Source organism: Pseudomonas sp. CFBP 13602, assembly GCF_014842725.1.
GTDB lineage: Bacteria > Pseudomonadota > Gammaproteobacteria > Pseudomonadales > Pseudomonadaceae > Aquipseudomonas > Aquipseudomonas baltica.
In genome coordinates this window covers 1-14,667 of sequence record NZ_JACYVT010000014.1, presented here as the reverse complement: position 1 = coordinate 14,667, position 14,667 = coordinate 1, and the positions used below count along the sequence as shown (strand labels likewise).

Sequence of the window (14,667 nt, the reverse complement as noted above, 5' to 3'; positions counted from 1 at the left end):
GCCGGTAGGTCCGCTGTGATGTTGCACGGGCTATCGGCAAATGTGTGACAGTATTTAGCGTGGATCCAATAATAGCCTGATGCCACTAGTCATTTCCGACTGTCGGTAGTTATTTCCATAACACGATGTGTCGGATTTGACTGACGGTTGGGCTTTGACAAACAGTGACACCGCTCGGGTCGATCGGTCCAACCGGGCATTGCAGGTGAGTGTCACGTATTGAGGAGTGAGTGCATGGCAATCGAACGCTACAACGGCTTTGCCCAGGCCCTGCATTGGCTGACGGTCGCTGCGCTGTGCCTGGTGCTGCCGTGCGTGTGGGTAGCGGAGAATTTTCCGCCCGGTCCGGTACGGGTGCTCTGGTACCTGGCACATGAGTCCATGGGCATCAGTGTCGCCCTTCTGGTGCTGATCCGGCTGACCTGGCGCTGGCGCCACAGGGCGCCAGCTTATCGAGCGGAGATCGGTGCCGGTACGCGGGTATTGGCCCATCTGAATCATGGCTTGCTGTACGCCGTGTTACTGACCATGCCAGTGACCGGCTACCTGATGGCCGGCAATGGCCAGGACGTGCCGTTTTTCGGGCTGGTGTCGCTGCCTGGGTTCGTCCAGAACGAGGCGCTGGGTAAATTCGCCAACACCGTACATGTGTGGGGGCAATTCGCGCTGTACGGATTGATCATAATGCATGTCGCCGCCACGGTATGGCACGTGGCGGTGCGCCGGGACGGCATGCTCGAGCGGATGCTGCCGCCGCAACGCGACTGACGCGTACGGCGGCCGCCTGCCGTCAGCGCTGGCCGATGCTGCTGAACTGTCCGAGCATCTGCGCGAACTGCGACAGGGGCATCTTCTGGCCGTTGAAATCCACCACGGCATCGCTGTAGCGCAGGCTGGCACGTAAATGCTCGCCTTCGTCCTTGACCAGCCCGAGCATCTGCCCCAGCCCGGCGACGGTAGCGCTCAGATCCCGTCCGGCCTGTTCCACACGGGCCGGGTCCGTCTGCCCCTGGAGCCTGGCCTGCAGGCTGCCGACGTCTGCCAGCATCGGCTTGGACAGTTGCAGATCCGCCTGCACATGGGCGATGAGTGCGGGCCAATAGGCTGGCGAGCCGGGTTTGGCCGGCGCGGGATTGGCCAGGCGAGCCGTCATGCTCAAATGACTTTCGCCGTGGTCGGTGGCCAAGCTCAAGCGTTCCAATTGCAACTGGGGCTTGGCATCCAGCAGCCTGCCGATGAGCGCTTCCAATTGCTGCCGCTGGGCAATGCTCAAGCGCAAGGGTGGCAATGTTCCATCTGGCAAAGGTGTCTGCCACTGCGGCGCGATGACCGTTCGATAGAAATCACCGAATTGCCGACTGGCAACGATATCGAGGTTGGCCAGCTTGATGCTCATCTGCAGCGCGCCGACGGGTCGGCTGGCATAGTTCACGGCGCCGATACTGTAGCTGGCCTGGACGTCAAGCTTGCCCTCCACTTCCTGCATCAGGCTGGAAGCGGCAAGGTTTTCCACCTGGACGGGGGCGATCTCGGCGCCCTGCAGACTGGCCTGGGCAAGTTTGAGTTCCGAGTGCCCCAGGTACAGGCCAGAGGTACCCAGGGTGCCGCCGGTATCGAAGCTCAAGCCTTTGAATTGCGCCTGCAGGCGACCTGCCTGGCCTTCGATGTCGGCCAGCAGTTCTTCGCTGCGACCGGTCAGGCTGTAATGGCTGGCGTCGGCGCTCAACACCAGGCGGGCGTTCAAACCGGAAAATTTCACGGTGTCATTGCCCTCGCGGGCGTCGAGCGGCAACAGTTGCAGGCGCGTGTCACTGGCACCGTCGTAACCGATGCTGGCCTGACCGCGCAACGGCGGCTGCTCCTGACTCATGGCAAACCAGGCTTGGGTGTCGGCGTTGCGCTCGAGGGCGAAGTTGCTCGCGGCCATCACTGGCATCAACCTGAACGTTTTCAGGTGTGACCAGGGCAGCGGCCCGTGCTCGATATGATCGATCAGCAACAACTCGCGGTTTTCGGGCCTGCCCTCGGCCTGCATGCCGTGAAGTCTGATTCGGTAGTGCGCGGTGCTGGTGAAGAAATGCCGCTCCAGGGACAGCAATTCGATCTGCATGCCCGGCTGGCCGTCGACGCTGAAGGAGGCAGCCAATTCGCGATTGGCCTGCTCGATGGCATTGCCGAGGACCGGCTCCAACTGGGTGCCAGTATACCAGGCGCCACCCAGGGTGGCGGCCGCGGCCATGACGACGATGCCGGCGATGATGCCTGTTGCTTTGTTCATGATCGGACTCATTCGAAAGAATACCGCTGCACCCGGAGCACTGCCGCCCAGAGCGCGAGCAAAACGGCCACGGCGCAGCGCCGGGCCGCAGGTTAGCACCTGCGCTCTGTCACCGGCCAGCCAGGCAGTGGCTCGTCCGACGGCAAATTGCTACCGATGATGACTTTGGTCGCGGCCGCGGAAACGCGCCGTTTTCTTTGCATATCCGTAACTTGTGCGCAACAGTTTATGCCCTTTCGTCAGTCTTTTTTTTAAGGCACAGAACCCTTGCGCGTTGCGTCAGTCGACTGTTCAGACGCTTATGCATCATTGAAGGGACGCCCCCATGACTACCGCCTCTATTCTAGTCCTTGAAGATGAGGACCTTATCCGCCTCCTGCTGACGACGGTGCTCGAAGATGCAGGTTTCGAGGTGACGGCATTCGCAACCGCCGACCAAGGCTACGACTTTCTCGAGACGCACCCGGGAGAAGTCAACATGGTCGTCAGCGATATCCGTATGCCGGGGCATATGGACGGCTACGACTTGAGCAAGATGGCCGCCGAACGCTGGCCTACCCTGCCGATTCTGTTGACCTCGGGTTACTCGGGTCGCGACCTGGATCTGGGGCCGAATGTTCAGTTTCTGCCAAAGCCGTGGACCAACGAACGGCTGTTGAGCAAGGTGACGACCTCACTGCACATGCATTGATGGGTAAAGCGCGTCAGCGTGGCTTGCCTTGCAAGGCATCCCTGGCGAATGTCGAGGCCTGGCGCGTCATCTGGTCGAGCTGGCGGTCGCGTTTTCTTTCGGCCTCGAGCATGGCTTTGCGCCCATGCTGATTGAGCAGATAGGCATGAATCTGTCGGACCTCCAGCGAAGCGTAGACAGGTGCGACATCCAGCACGGCAATGGGCTGGTCGGTCGCCCCGCCATCGCTGCTCAGCTTGACTTGCGGGCCCTGCGCGCCGATTACCTTAAAGCCCAGATTCTCGAACCAGGGCACCTTGCCCAGTACGCACGCCAGTTCGACGTGGGCATGACGCACCCGGATGGCCTCGAGTAACGCCCGCGCCACTCCTTGCCTGCGCCGCGCCATGCGCACTGCCATGTAGGCCACCGTGCACACTGCGGGGTCATGGGCGGCTCGCAGGAACAGGGCGAAGCCGTCGAGCGTTTCCGGTTGGGCAGGGTCGAACGCCAGCACCAGCTCCGGTTTTACCTCACGCCCTCCGGCCATCGCTTCCAGGTACAGATGCACTTCATAGCCGACGCCGTACTGGTACAGCTGGTACAAAGGGTTGCTTGGGGTAATGCCCAGGCTGCTGATGTCGGTAAGGTAGTCGACCACCATCTGCAGCAATTGGCTCTTGACGTCTTCGGACGGCGCGCAGGTGGAGTGATGGATCAGTGACATCGGTAGCAAGGCTCCGGCAGGACGCACACAGGTGAAAGTGCACGAATGATAAACCGTAACCTTGCCTGGATCGACAGTGGAACGTGCGCGCCAGCCAGGCGACGGGCTGGCAGAGCGCACTTCAGCCGCGGCCAACGAACGGCATGTTGGTCGCCATGACGGTCATGTTGAGTACGTTGGCCGATAGAGGCAGCTTGGCGATATAGCGAACCGCGTCGACAACGTGAACCATATCGACCATGGGTTCGACGGCGATGTCGCCATTGGCCTGGCGAACACCTTTGGTCATGCGCGCCGACAAATCGGTGAGGGCATTGCCAATATCGATCTGGCTGCAGGCGATGTTGAACTCGCGACCATCGAGCGCAAGGCTTTTGGTAATGCCCAGCACGGCGTGCTTGCTGGCGGTATAGGGCATGCTGAAACTGCGTGGCGTGTGCGCCGAGATCGACCCGTTGTTGATGATCCGGCCACCTTGCGGTTGCTGTCGGCGCATCAACCCGAACGCCGCGCGACAACACAGAAAAACCCCGGTGACGTTGGTCTGCAGTACGTCGGCCCATTTGGCCACGTCCAGCTCGTCGATGGGCACTGCGGGCGCGCCGATACCGGCATTGTTGAAGATGACGTCAAGGCGCCCGTAAGTCTCTTCGACCCTGGCGAACAACGCATCCACGCTGGCACTGTCACGCACATCTGCCGCCACGGCCAGGGCTTCACCGCCTTGCTCGGCGATCTTCCGAGCCACGGCCTGCACGGTCTCCAGACGTCTGCCTGCCAGCACCACGCAGAAGCCGTCGGCTGCCAAACCGAGGGCCGTTGCCTGGCCAATGCCGCTGCCGGCACCTGTCACCAACGCTATCTTCTTCGACATACTTGTCTCTCCGGTTTCGGGATCAATTACTGTCCGCTGCGCGCCCCTTGCGTTCCTGGATCATCTGCTCACCGCTTTGCTGGCGCTGCTGCTGGAGCATATCGCCGCCTTCAGGCGATGCCGAGGGCGCAGGCCTTGGGATCGTACTCGAACTTCGAGTGGCCGGCGCGCGATTCATGCTGCTGGAGGGGTTGCGCGTGGTGTTGGCCTGGGGCTGCGCAGTGCCGGGTGTCGAGGCCGTGCCAGGTGCCGGGGCCGTGGTGCTTGCGGGGCTGGCAGCGGAACCCGCCGCCGGGCTCGAGGCACTGACGCCCGGCGCAGCCCCCACACCGCACGAGGCAGCGAGGAGCATTCCAACCAGGCCGGTGTACTTCAGGGCATGCAAGAGCGCTTTCATGGATGTCTACCTCGGGCAATGACGTGATGGGTTTACTGTTGTAGCTGAGCCCGTTGGCCACTTGTAGTTCCCTGGGTGCGCCGAGCGTGCAGGCGGTTGTTGGCTTGCAGGCGCGCGGCTGGGTTACCCTTGCAGGGATGAACTTGCACTTATCAATACGTTTCAACAAGGATCGAAGCAATGTCCGAGCCGGCGAAAAACCGCGCCCCTCATCAGGCCCACTGCAAGGACTGCAGCCTGGCGCCGCTGTGCCTGCCGCTGTCACTGGAACTGGCCGACATGGATGCGCTGGACGACATCATCAAGCGCGGCCGCCCGCTGAAGAAGGGTGAGTTCCTGTTTCGCCAGGGGGAAGCCTTCGCAGCCGTGTATGCCGTGCGTTCCGGTGCCTTGAAGACGTTCAGCCTGAGCGACAGGGGTGAAGAGCAGATCACCGGATTTCATTTACCCAGCGAACTGCTGGGGTTGTCCGGGATGGACCGCCTGGTGTATCCGGTGACCGCGCAGGCACAGGAAACCACGTCGGTGTGCGAGATTCCTTTCGAACGCCTCGACGAGCTGTCGGTGCAACTGCCGCAGCTGCGTCGCCAACTGATGCGGGTGATGAGTCGCGAGATCCGCGACGATCAACAAATGATGCTGCTGCTGTCGAAAAAGACCGCCGAGGAGCGTATCGCGACCTTCCTGGCCAATCTGTCGGCCCGGCACACTGCACGCGGCTACTCGGCGGTGCAGTTTCGTCTGAGCATGTCGCGCAACGAGATCGGCAACTTCCTGGGCATGGCGATGGAAACGGTGTCGCGGGTGTTCACTCGGTTCCAGCACGGTGGGCTGCTCGAAGCGCACGGCAAGGAAGTACGCATCCTCGATGCGCAACGCCTGTGCGCCGTGGCCGGTGGCACGGTGCTCGAATGAGCACGGCAGGTGGGGCAGTACTGGCCACCCCTGAGGGTTATACTGCACAACCCCTGCCCTGCCAGAGCTACGACCGATGGTTTTCGACGAACACAGCTTCAAATCCCTGATCCGCCCTGTGCCGGATTTCCCCAAGCCCGGCGTGGTGTTTCGTGACATCACCCCGCTGTTCCAGTCGCCCAAGGCTCTGCGCCTAGTGATCGACAGTTTCGTGCATCGCTACATCGACGCCCCGTTCAGCCATATCGGCGCCATGGATGCGCGCGGTTTTCTGATCGGTTCCATCGTTGCCCACCAACTGAACAAACCGCTGATCCTGTTCCGCAAGCAAGGCAAGCTGCCCGCCCACGTGCTGAGCGAGGGTTACCAGACCGAATACGGCGAAGCGTTCCTGGAGGTGCATGCCGACAGCCTGTGCGAAGGCGACTCGCTGGTGCTGTTCGACGACTTGATCGCCACCGGCGGCACCCTGATCGCTGCGGCCAATCTGGTTCGGCGCATGGGGGCCGAGGTGTTCGAGGCCGCCGCGATCATCGACCTGCCCGAGTTGCAAGGCTCGCAGCGTCTGCAGGACGCCGGCGTGGGCACCTTCTGCCTGACCCGCTTCGCACTCGACGAGCGCTAGCGCTCGTTGCAGCACCACTGCGACGTCGCACCACAGGCCATCCGATGCAGTCCCCGGCGGGATGTTGCGGTCCACATCCACAGCATCCACTCACACCTGGAGACGACATGACTCATTCTGCATTGGTAGTAGGCGCAAGCGGTATCGTCGGCAGCGCGACTTCGCGACTGCTGCTGGATCAGGGTTGGCAGGTTGCCGGACTGGCGCGCAAGCCCAACGTGGCCGAAGGGGTTACCCCTGTGCAGGCCGACCTGATGGACCCAGCCTCCCTGGCCACGGCACTGGCCGAGCTGAAGCCCAGCCACGTGTTCTTGACCACTTGGGCTCGCCAGGATACCGAAGCGGAGAATATCCGTGTCAACGCCGCCATGGTGCGCAACGTGCTCGATGCGCTGCGCGCGGCGGGCAGCGTCAAGCATGTAGCCTTGGTGACCGGCCTCAAGCACTACCTGGGCCCGTTCGAAAACTACGGCAAGGGCAGCCTGCCACAGACGCCCTTCCGTGAAGAACAAGGCCGCCTGGACGTCGAGAACTTCTATTACGCCCAGGAAGACGAAGTGTTCGCCGCCGCCGAGCGCGATGGCTTCACCTGGAGCGTGCATCGCCCCCACACCATCACCGGTGTCGCGGTGGGCAACGCCATGAACATGGCAACCACCCTGGCGGTGTACGCGTCGATCTGCAAGGCCACCGGGCGGCCGTTCGTGTTCCCCGGTTCGCGCGTGCAGTGGGACAGCCTGACGGACATGACCGATGCTCGCCTACTGGCCAAACAACTGCTGTGGGCCAGCACGACGCCTGCCGCGGCCAATCAGGCGTTCAACGTGACCAACGGCGACGTGTTTCGCTGGAGCTGGATGTGGCAGCAGATCGCCGACTGGTTCGGTGTGCAGGCTTCGCCCTTTCCGCAGCAGGTCACGCTCCTGGCCGAGCAGATGGCCGACGATGCGGCGGTGTGGCAGCAGCTGGCTCAGGAGCATGGCCTGCTGGAAGCCGATATCGACCGCCTGGTTTCACCTTGGCACACCGACGCCGACCTGGGCCGGCCCATCGAAGTAGTGACCGACGTTTCCAAGAGCCGCCGCTTGGGCTTCAAGGAGTTCCAGGCGAGTGACCAGGCGTTTTTCGATGTGTTCGAGAAGCTGCGCAGCGAGCGTCTGATTCCCTGAGGCGGCGTATGGGATATGCTGGCGGTCTGCCTCACTGATTCGGACCCACGCAATGAACGTTCTCAAACGCGCCCTGCTCGACCGCAAGCTGAAGAAGGCCCTGGCGGCACTCAAGTGTCGCCTTGACTGCGGCAGCCGGGGCCTGCGCAATGGTATCGAGCTGACCCTGGAAGAAGGCGTCAAGCTGCATGACGTCAAGCTGTTCGGGCAGCGCCTGAGCATTGGTGCACACACCGCCATCATGAGCGGTGCCGAGTTGCACGAGGTGTCCGAGATCGGGCGCTACTGCTCGATTGCGGCCGGCACGGTCATCGGTCACAGCCGCCAGTCCCACCCGCTGGGCTGGCTGTCTACCCATAGCAAACTCTTTTCCCTGCGGGCGGCCCGTACTCCCGAAGTGGCCGGCTACTACGTCAGTACCCCGACCACCTTGGGCCATGACGTGTGGATCGGGCGCGACGCCATGCTCATGGACGGCATCAGCATCGGCACGGGTGCCGTGGTTGGGGCTCAGTCGCTTGTGAACAAGGACGTACCGCCTTACGCCATCGTCGCCGGCACGCCGGCACGGGTTATTCGCTACCGCTTCGACCCCGAGACCATCGAGCGACTGCTGGCCAGCCAATGGTGGGAGCTGCCGCCTGAGGCATTGGCGGAACTGCCCATGGAACAGCCCCAGGCGCTGCTCGAGACGCTGGCCGACACGCCTCCAGCCAGCCTGAAGCCGCGCAGGATCAAGCTGCACAGCGCAACATGGCGCATCGAAACGCTCTGACCTGCGGCGGCTGCCGGCCCTCATCCATGAAGAATGATTGAATCCCGGCTGTGACGTGCCTGTCTCAACTGCACATTCATTGCGCGAACGAGAGGCCGGTATGGACCTGGGAATCAAGGGGCGTGTGGCGCTCATCACTGGCGGCAGCGGCGGCCTGGGCCTGGCAACAGCGAGGCTGCTGGGCGAGGAAGGCGTTTTTGTAGTGTTGAGCGACAACGATGCAGACAAGCTCGAGCAAGTAGCCGCCCTGTTGCCCGAGACAGTGCTGAGCGTGGTAGCCGATGTGACCGACCAGCAGCAGGTCGACCATCTCGTGGCTCAAGCCGAAGCACGCTTTGGCCAGATCGACATTGTCGTCCACACCGCTGGCGTCACCGGGGCCAAGGGCGACCCACTGGCTTTGTCCGACGCCGATTACCAGGAAGCCTGGAGCACTGACTTCTTTTCCGCCGTCCGCGTGGCGCGGGCCACCATTCCGAAAATGCGTGAGCGAGAGTGGGGACGTTTTGTCTGCATTACCTCGGAGAATGCGGTGCAACCGTACTGGGAGGAAGCGGTGTACAACGTGGCCAAGGCTGCGCTGGCGGCGTTCGTCAAGAACCTGTCCTACAAGGAAGCCGGATTCGGCGTGCTGTGCAACACCGTCGCGCCTGCCTTCATCGAGACGCCCATGACCGATGGCATGATGGAGCAGCGCGCGCAGCAGATGGGCACCTCATTCGAGGAGGCGATCGAGAGTTTTCTCGAAGAGGAACGCCCTGGCATCGTGCAAAAACGTCGGGGCAAGGCCGAGGAAGTCGCTGCGGTGATCGCGCTGCTGGTGTCGGAGCGAGCGTCATTCGTCAATGGCAGCAATGTGCGCGTCGACGGTGGCTCGGTGACAGCCGTGCAGAACTGAAACCTGTGATGAAAAAACCTCCCGGCAGGCGTACTGCAGGGAGGTTTTTTCTTGCAGCGCGATAGCCGAGTGGCAATCAGGCCAAATCGTTTTGCGCCTTGCCAGAACCCAGGTCCGCGCCGGTAACCGGGTTGGCGTCCGGATCGGACTCGGTACGCAACTTCAACGCTTCCAGCACCTTGGCATCCTTGGCGCTCAATACCACCGAAGCACTGCCGTCACCGCCGTCCACGGCCGGTTCCGGCTCGGCCACGAACTCCCACTCTTCACCCTGGTTCCACGGGCCGCGTACATTGGGTTCGCCGGACATATTGAAGTACTTGTTGGTGAACTCCGGCATGCCTGGCAACTTGCCTTGGGGAAAGTTGGGTTGAATGGCATGCAATGCGTTTTCGAATGACAGTTGGTGGGCGATTTCCCGAGTCATCAAGAATCCCAATGCTTCTTTCACGCCTGGATCGTCGGTGACATTCATCAAGCGCTCGTAAACAATCTTTGCCCGTGATTCAGCGGCAATATTGGAGCGCATATCGGCAGTCGGTTCGCCAATGGTATCTATATAAGCAGCGGTCCAAGGAACGCCTGCGGAGTTCGTCAGGGGTGCACCGGCGCCATACAGCAGGCTGGTGATATGGGAATCGTTGCCCGCGCCATTGATTGCACGATACAACTCGCCTTCTTCCTGAACACCTTCTGCCAACTGGCCTTTTGCGCCCTTGTTGAGCATGACGATGATCGAACCGACGATCTCCAGATGGCTGAGTTCCTCAGTGGCGATGGACATCAGCAGATCCTTGCGGCCCGGATCATCCTCGGCCAGGGCCTGGGTAAAGTAACGTGCCGCCGCGGCCAGTTCGCCCTGGGCACCGCCGAATTGCTCCAGCAACAGGTTGGCCAAACCTGGATTGGGTGCCGCGACACGCACGGTGTATTGCAAACGCTTGTTGTGCAAGAACATTGTGGTTTCCTCAGGCTGATTTAATTATGAATCGGCACACGCTCGCTTCTGTTGGAGAGGAGACTTCGGAACAGCACCGTCATAGGTAGGAAACAACAACACCCCGTTAATCCCATTTAATTATCGCAACCGGATCAATGGTTGTACGGGCAAAGAATAACTACTGGCCTATTGATTTGACCCACAGCACTCGTAGTTTGCGTACGATATATTGGATAGTTTAAAACTTTACGCAAAAACCTCTATTACCAGGCAGTAATCGCAACCCTGTAGCAGCGGCGCAAGCCGCGTCGGCGGCCCACACGGTGAGCCGGGAGCACACTGTCGCGCCCAGACTCAGCGTGCCCCGCTGCCACGATTACACTCGATCAGTCAGCGGGATTTAACAAAAAGTTTCTTGCCCAGACTGACCACTGCCAATACGGCGGCGCCGGTAAGAATGCCGGTCAGCGCGTCGACCAGAGTGCTGGCCAGCGTGCCCATCAGACCACCGCCAGCCAGCGCCACCGCCGCCTCATTGAGGTGATGCACGAACGGCAGGCCATGCGCGATGATTCCGCCGCCCACCAGAAACATGGCAATGGTGCCCAGTATCGACAGTACCTTCATCAGCACGGGCGCCAACCACAGCAGCCCGTTGCCCAGCGCCTGACTGGCCGCGCCGGTCTTCTGCTTGAGGTAGAGGCCAACGTCGTCGAGCTTGACGATGCCGGCCACCAACCCATAGACACCTACGGTGATCAGCACAGCAGTGATCACCAGCACGCCGACCTGGTCCAGGAAGGGCCTCGTGGACACCACGCCCAATGCCAGCACGATGATCTCCGCCGAGAGGATGAAGTCGGTGCGCACCGCACCTTTGATCTTGTCCTTCTCGAACGCCACCATGTCGACCTTGGCATCGGCCATGGCGGCCTTGCGCTGCTCGAGGTCGGCGGCCGAATCCTTGTGCAGGAACTTGTGCACGACCTTCTCGAAGCCTTCGAAGCACAGGTACGCGCCGCCGATCATCAACAGCGGCGTGATCAGCCAGGGCGCGAATGCGCTGATCAACAGCGCTGCCGGTACCAGGATCGCCTTGTTCAGCAGGGAACCCTTGGCCACCGCCCAGACCACCGGCAGTTCACGATCCGCCTTGACCCCGGTGACCTGTTGGGCATTGAGCGCCAGATCGTCGCCCAGCACCCCGGCGGTTTTCTTCGCGGCCAGGGAAACGTCGTCGAGCAGAGTCGCGATATCGTCGAGAAGTGTCAGCAAATTGCCTGCGGCCACGGGGAGCATCCTCATGAGTAAGTTAGGTGGCTGACGCACGGGGGTCGGCTAAGTTCCCTGCCGGGCCATTGTTGAGGGCCCGGCAACGCCGGTGCTACCATCGCGGACCCTGCAGCACAGCCGGGGTCCACAGCGCAGAAACAAGGACTTTTGCCCACCATGAGCAGTATTCGCGAGCGCAACAAGGCACTGATTCTGCGCGCGGCCAGTGAGGAATTCGCCGACAAGGGTTTCGCCGCCGCCAAGACCCACGACATCGCCAGCAAGGCCGGCGTGCCCAAGCCCAACGTCTACTACTACTTCAAGTCCAAGGAAAACCTCTACCGCGAGGTGCTGGAAAGCATCATCGAGCCGATCCTGCAGGCGTCCACGCCGTTCGATACGGCAGGCGAGCCGCAGGAGGTGCTGCGTGCCTATATCCGCTCGAAGATCCATATCTCCCGCGCCCTGCCCTTCGCCTCGAAAGTGTTCGCCAGTGAAATCATGCATGGCGCGCCGCACCTGAGCGCCGATCAGGTGGAGCTGCTCAATGCCCAGGCCCGGCACAACATCCAGTGCCTGCAGACCTGGATCGATCGCGGCCAGCTCGCTCCGGTCGATCCGCATCACCTGATGTTCAGCATCTGGGCCGCGACGCAGACCTACGCCGACTTCGATTGGCAGATCGCTTCGATCACCGGCAAGGCGAAGCTGGACGACGCCGATTACGAAGCCGCCATCGACACCATCACGCGCCTGGTGCTCAAGGGCTGTACGCCGGATTAGCCCAGGCTGGGCAAGGCTTGGCGCACGGCCTTGCACCCGCGCGGCAAAGCTCCTACGCTGTGCGCCTCTTCGGGAAGCACCTTTCTATGACCACTCTGCGTGATCGCCTGTATGTCGTCGTTTTTCAAAGCGACACCCCTGCCGGACGGCGCTTCGACAAGACCTTGTTGCTGATCATCCTCGCCAGCCTGCTGGTGGTGATCATCGACAGCGTCGAGACCGTCCACAGCCAGTATGCCGACCTGTTCGCCTGGATCGAATGGGGCTTCACTTTCATCTTCGCCGTCGAATACCTGCTGCGCCTGTACTGTTCGCCCAAGCCTCTGCGCTACGCGTTCAGCTTCTACGGCCTGATCGACCTGCTGGCGATCGTGCCCGGCATCCTGGCCATCTACTACAGCGACGCCCAGTACCTGATGATCGTGCGCGTGGTGCGCATGCTGCGGATCTTTCGCGTACTCAAGCTCAGCCCTTATCTGAAGCAGGCCAACTACCTGCTGGCAGCCCTGCGCGGCAGCAAGCAGAAGATCATCGTGTTTCTGGTCAGCGTCAGCACCCTGGTCACGGTATTCGGCACTTTGATGTATGTGGTCGAAGGGCCGCAGAACGGCTTCGCCAACATTCCCACCGGCATCTACTGGGCCATCGTCACCCTGACCACCGTCGGCTACGGCGACATCGTGCCGACCACGCCGATCGGCCAGGTGCTCTCGGCTATGGTGATGATCACCGGTTATTCGATCATCGCGGTGCCCACCGGCATCTTTACCGCCGAGCTGGCCAACGCCATGCGTGGCGAAGGCCTGCAGCACGAGTGCGCGGTGTGTCACAAAGGCAGCCATGAGCAGGCAGCGTCCTTCTGCTCGCAATGCGGCAATGCCTTGTTCAAAAAAGCGCTATAAGCACAGCAGTTTTTGATCTAACCGTGCCCATCATCTCGAGGTAGCCGCGCAGGCATAATGCCGCCTATTTCCAAGAACGCTCGAAGAGGGAACTGCAGTGAAGAAATTGATCGGTGCCTCGCTGTTGGCGGCAGGCTTGACCCTGACCGGCCTGGCCCAGGCCGCCCCCAGCCTGCTCAACGTCTCGTACGACGTGATGCGCGACTTCTACAAGGACTACAACAGCGCCTTCCAGAAACACTGGCAGGCTGAACACAACGAAGCGATCACCGTGCAGATGTCCTTCGGCGGTTCGAGCAAGCAGGCGCGCTCGGTGATCGATGGCCTGCCGGCCGATGTCATCACCATGAACATGGCCACCGACATCAATGCCTTGGCCGACAATGGCAAGCTGGTGCCTGACAACTGGGTCACGCGTCTGCCGAACAACAGTGCACCGTTCACCTCGGCGACCGTGTTCATCGTCCGCAAGGGCAACCCCAAGGCGCTAAAGGACTGGCCCGACCTGCTCAAGGACGGCGTGCAGGTCATCGTCCCCAACCCCAAGACGTCCGGCAACGGCCGCTACACCTACCTGTCGGCGTGGGGCTATGTGCTGAAGAACGGCGGCGACGAAAACAAGGCCCGCGACTTCGTCGGCAAGCTGTTCAAGCAGGCGCCGGTACTCGACACCGGCGGCCGCGGTGCAACCACCACGTTCATGACCAACCAGATCGGCGATGTGCTGATCACCTTCGAGAACGAAGCGGAAATGATCGCCCGCGAGTTCGGCCGCGATCAGTTCGAAGTGGTCTACCCCAGCGTGTCCGCCGAGGCCGAGCCGCCGGTCAGCGTGGTCGACAAGGTGGTCGACCGCAAAGGCACGCGCGCCGCAGCCGATGAATACCTGAAGTACCTGTGGTCGCCCGAAGGCCAGGAGATCGCTGCAAACAACTACCTGCGCCCCCGCGACCCTGCGGTGTTGGCCAAGTACACCGACCGCTTTCCAAAGGTTGAATTCCTCTCGGTGGAGAAGACCTTCGGCGACTGGCGCAGCGTGCAGAAGACCCACTTCAACGACGGTGGCGTGTTCGACCAGATCTATACCGGCCAGTAACGGCGGTCAACGCTGGCTGGCCTGCTTCACGCCGGCCAGGGTTCAGGGATGCTTGCGACCTAATCCGGCCGGCACGCCGGTGGTGTCGGTGGCTTCCCAAGGCCCCTTGGGACTGGTAGCCCAGCTCCAGCCATCATTCCACCGGTAGTAGGTACGCTGCCGGTAGTAGGTGTCGGGCTGATCCTCAAGCACGTAGACGCCCAGGTTCGGGTCCCAGTGACTGGCACCACCGGGCGGCGGCGCGAAGCTGGCCGAGGTGCGTGGCAGGGGCTTGGGTGCAGGCGGTGCGGGCGGCGCAGGCGGGGTCGGCGCCGTGCTCGGTCCGGCTGGTGGCAGGGTCTGCACC

17 protein-coding genes are annotated in these 14,667 nt (G+C 61.8%); 10 read left to right on the top strand and 7 right to left on the bottom strand.

The window, feature by feature from the left end; genetic code table 11:
- The first annotated feature begins 234 nt into the window (after nucleotides 1-234).
- Nucleotides 235-768 carry a cytochrome b gene (locus IFU31_RS21395; protein WP_122475824.1) on the top strand — a complete coding sequence of 178 codons (534 nt, stop codon included), beginning with the start codon at nucleotides 235-237 and terminating at the stop codon, nucleotides 766-768.
- 22 nt (nucleotides 769-790) lie between these two features.
- On the opposite strand, the gene IFU31_RS21390 is transcribed toward IFU31_RS21395, so the two are convergent.
- Nucleotides 791-2,278: a YdgA family protein gene (locus IFU31_RS21390; protein WP_192104636.1), complete on the bottom strand. Its 1,488-nt coding sequence runs from the start codon at nucleotides 2,276-2,278 to the stop codon at nucleotides 791-793.
- Between the two features lie 325 nt (nucleotides 2,279-2,603).
- Here IFU31_RS21390 and IFU31_RS21385 point away from each other — a divergent pair, with 325 nt between their 5' ends.
- On the top strand, nucleotides 2,604-2,969 hold the full coding sequence (locus IFU31_RS21385) for a response regulator (protein ID WP_122475828.1): 366 nt from the start codon (nucleotides 2,604-2,606) through the stop codon (nucleotides 2,967-2,969).
- Nucleotides 2,970-2,982: 13 nt separating this feature from the next.
- Here IFU31_RS21385 and IFU31_RS21380 read toward each other — a convergent pair whose 3' ends face one another.
- The 3 genes from IFU31_RS21380 to IFU31_RS21370 form a co-directional block, all read right to left on the bottom strand.
- Nucleotides 2,983-3,675 (bottom strand): GNAT family N-acetyltransferase, encoded by a 693-nt coding sequence (locus tag IFU31_RS21380; protein WP_192104634.1) that lies wholly within the window; start codon nucleotides 3,673-3,675, stop codon nucleotides 2,983-2,985.
- Between the two features lie 121 nt (nucleotides 3,676-3,796).
- Complete coding sequence (locus IFU31_RS21375) at nucleotides 3,797-4,549, bottom strand: SDR family oxidoreductase (RefSeq protein ID WP_185794534.1); 753 nt, start codon at nucleotides 4,547-4,549, stop codon at nucleotides 3,797-3,799.
- Between the two features lie 22 nt (nucleotides 4,550-4,571).
- The gene (locus IFU31_RS21370) at nucleotides 4,572-4,946 is read right to left on the bottom strand and encodes a hypothetical protein (RefSeq protein ID WP_192104633.1); all 375 of its coding nucleotides are present in this window, start codon (nucleotides 4,944-4,946) and stop codon (nucleotides 4,572-4,574) included.
- A 180-nt stretch (nucleotides 4,947-5,126) separates the two neighbouring features.
- Between IFU31_RS21370 and fnr the strand changes: the two genes are divergently transcribed.
- The 5 genes from fnr to IFU31_RS21345 all read left to right on the top strand — a co-directional run bounded on the left by fnr (nucleotide 5,127) and on the right by IFU31_RS21345 (nucleotide 9,328).
- Nucleotides 5,127-5,861: a fumarate/nitrate reduction transcriptional regulator Fnr gene (fnr, locus tag IFU31_RS21365; RefSeq protein ID WP_122475835.1), complete on the top strand. Its 735-nt coding sequence runs from the start codon at nucleotides 5,127-5,129 to the stop codon at nucleotides 5,859-5,861.
- Nucleotides 5,862-5,937: 76 nt separating this feature from the next.
- Complete coding sequence (locus tag IFU31_RS21360) at nucleotides 5,938-6,486, top strand: adenine phosphoribosyltransferase (RefSeq protein WP_122475837.1); 549 nt, start codon at nucleotides 5,938-5,940, stop codon at nucleotides 6,484-6,486.
- Between the two features lie 107 nt (nucleotides 6,487-6,593).
- Entirely contained in the window at nucleotides 6,594-7,655 is a 1,062-nt protein-coding gene (locus tag IFU31_RS21355; RefSeq protein ID WP_192104631.1) for an SDR family oxidoreductase, read from the top strand.
- A 52-nt stretch (nucleotides 7,656-7,707) separates the two neighbouring features.
- Nucleotides 7,708-8,430, top strand: a complete 723-nt coding sequence (locus IFU31_RS21350) for a CatB-related O-acetyltransferase (RefSeq protein ID WP_122475841.1) — start codon at nucleotides 7,708-7,710, stop codon at nucleotides 8,428-8,430.
- 100 nt (nucleotides 8,431-8,530) lie between these two features.
- Nucleotides 8,531-9,328: an SDR family NAD(P)-dependent oxidoreductase gene (locus IFU31_RS21345; protein WP_122475843.1), complete on the top strand. Its 798-nt coding sequence runs from the start codon at nucleotides 8,531-8,533 to the stop codon at nucleotides 9,326-9,328.
- A 76-nt stretch (nucleotides 9,329-9,404) separates the two neighbouring features.
- Here the strand turns inward: IFU31_RS21345 and IFU31_RS21340 are convergent, their stop codons facing one another.
- Nucleotides 9,405-10,286, bottom strand: coding sequence for a manganese catalase family protein (locus IFU31_RS21340; protein WP_192104629.1), 882 nt, complete (start codon nucleotides 10,284-10,286; stop codon nucleotides 9,405-9,407).
- Between the two features lie 372 nt (nucleotides 10,287-10,658).
- A complete protein-coding gene (locus IFU31_RS21335) occupies nucleotides 10,659-11,558 on the bottom strand; it encodes a DUF808 family protein (RefSeq protein WP_192104626.1) in 900 nt (299 codons plus the stop codon).
- A gap of 159 nt (nucleotides 11,559-11,717) precedes the next feature.
- Here IFU31_RS21335 and IFU31_RS21330 point away from each other — a divergent pair, with 159 nt between their 5' ends.
- The 3 genes from IFU31_RS21330 to IFU31_RS21320 all read left to right on the top strand — a co-directional run bounded on the left by IFU31_RS21330 (nucleotide 11,718) and on the right by IFU31_RS21320 (nucleotide 14,321).
- Complete coding sequence (locus IFU31_RS21330; RefSeq protein ID WP_192104624.1) at nucleotides 11,718-12,323, top strand: TetR/AcrR family transcriptional regulator; 606 nt, start codon at nucleotides 11,718-11,720, stop codon at nucleotides 12,321-12,323.
- Between the two features lie 86 nt (nucleotides 12,324-12,409).
- Entirely contained in the window at nucleotides 12,410-13,225 is an 816-nt protein-coding gene (locus tag IFU31_RS21325; protein ID WP_122475850.1) for an ion transporter, read from the top strand.
- 97 nt (nucleotides 13,226-13,322) lie between these two features.
- A complete protein-coding gene (locus tag IFU31_RS21320; protein WP_122475851.1) occupies nucleotides 13,323-14,321 on the top strand; it encodes a sulfate ABC transporter substrate-binding protein in 999 nt (332 codons plus the stop codon).
- A gap of 42 nt (nucleotides 14,322-14,363) precedes the next feature.
- On the opposite strand, the gene IFU31_RS21315 is transcribed toward IFU31_RS21320, so the two are convergent.
- The coding region (locus tag IFU31_RS21315) for a hypothetical protein (protein ID WP_192104622.1) at nucleotides 14,364-14,667 on the bottom strand (304 nt) is incomplete at its 5' end.

Bases quoted from the DNA above. Each gene is read 5' to 3' on its own strand.
- IFU31_RS21370 (WP_192104633.1), bottom strand. From the start codon at position 4,946: ATGAAAGCGCTCTTGCATGCCCTGAAGTACACCGGCCTGGTTGGAATG.
- IFU31_RS21350 (WP_122475841.1), top strand. From the start codon at position 7,708: ATGAACGTTCTCAAACGCGCCCTGCTCGACCGCAAGCTGAAGAAGGCC.
- IFU31_RS21390 (WP_192104636.1), bottom strand. From the start codon at position 2,278: ATGAACAAAGCAACAGGCATCATCGCCGGCATCGTCGTCATGGCCGCG.
- IFU31_RS21380 (WP_192104634.1), bottom strand. From the start codon at position 3,675: ATGTCACTGATCCATCACTCCACCTGCGCGCCGTCCGAAGACGTCAAG.
- IFU31_RS21385 (WP_122475828.1), top strand. From the start codon at position 2,604: ATGACTACCGCCTCTATTCTAGTCCTTGAAGATGAGGACCTTATCCGC.
- IFU31_RS21395 (WP_122475824.1), top strand. From the start codon at position 235: ATGGCAATCGAACGCTACAACGGCTTTGCCCAGGCCCTGCATTGGCTG.
- IFU31_RS21340 (WP_192104629.1), bottom strand. From the start codon at position 10,286: ATGTTCTTGCACAACAAGCGTTTGCAATACACCGTGCGTGTCGCGGCA.
- IFU31_RS21325 (WP_122475850.1), top strand. From the start codon at position 12,410: ATGACCACTCTGCGTGATCGCCTGTATGTCGTCGTTTTTCAAAGCGAC.
- IFU31_RS21345 (WP_122475843.1), top strand. From the start codon at position 8,531: ATGGACCTGGGAATCAAGGGGCGTGTGGCGCTCATCACTGGCGGCAGC.
- IFU31_RS21360 (WP_122475837.1), top strand. From the start codon at position 5,938: ATGGTTTTCGACGAACACAGCTTCAAATCCCTGATCCGCCCTGTGCCG.
- IFU31_RS21330 (WP_192104624.1), top strand. From the start codon at position 11,718: ATGAGCAGTATTCGCGAGCGCAACAAGGCACTGATTCTGCGCGCGGCC.
- IFU31_RS21355 (WP_192104631.1), top strand. From the start codon at position 6,594: ATGACTCATTCTGCATTGGTAGTAGGCGCAAGCGGTATCGTCGGCAGC.
- fnr (WP_122475835.1), top strand. From the start codon at position 5,127: ATGTCCGAGCCGGCGAAAAACCGCGCCCCTCATCAGGCCCACTGCAAG.
- IFU31_RS21375 (WP_185794534.1), bottom strand. From the start codon at position 4,549: ATGTCGAAGAAGATAGCGTTGGTGACAGGTGCCGGCAGCGGCATTGGC.